Origin of the sequence: Arthrobacter cavernae, from assembly GCF_017368795.1 — a bacterium.
GTDB classification, from domain to species: domain Bacteria; phylum Actinomycetota; class Actinomycetes; order Actinomycetales; family Micrococcaceae; genus Arthrobacter; species Arthrobacter cavernae.
The window spans coordinates 1-413 of the sequence record NZ_JAFNLL010000141.1; the positions used below are offsets into that span (position 1 = coordinate 1).

1 protein-coding gene is annotated in these 413 nt (G+C 66.3%); it reads left to right on the forward strand.

Going from position 1 to position 413, the window contains the following annotated elements; all coding sequences use genetic code 11:
• Positions 1–8 precede the first annotated feature (8 nt).
• On the forward strand, positions 9–413 hold a 405-nt coding region (locus J1902_RS19160; protein ID WP_207617944.1), incomplete at its 3' end, for a hypothetical protein.

The following is a 413-nucleotide window of genomic DNA, read 5'->3' on the forward strand; positions in this document are numbered from 1 at the left end:
CGGGGGCTTTGAGCCTGAACCTGAAACCCGTGGTCTCATCGGCGAAAAGTTCGAATGTACCGGTCATTGAGGCCCTCCTGAACGCGGGGCACCAGCCCACGATCGGTATTTTCTCGTCGGGGCAGGAACGCGGCACCGTGTTCCTGCCTGGCTGGTCCGGTAAAGGGACGGTGTGTTCACCGGATGGCGGCGTGAGGCACGCCACTTTCCATCCGAACCCCAAGGTACGCGAAGGAACCGTTCCCGGCGAGCATAAACGGCAGGGTTTGGCGGAATTCCCCGCCTGCCACCGCCTGGTGTGCGCGCGGGAGGAGGGTGCCGGGAAGCCCGGACGTTGCCCACAGGCCTCGTGCCATGAACAGGATGGCTGGTTGCACGCGGCGGCGCCGGCGTCGCGGGTGGACGACCGGCGC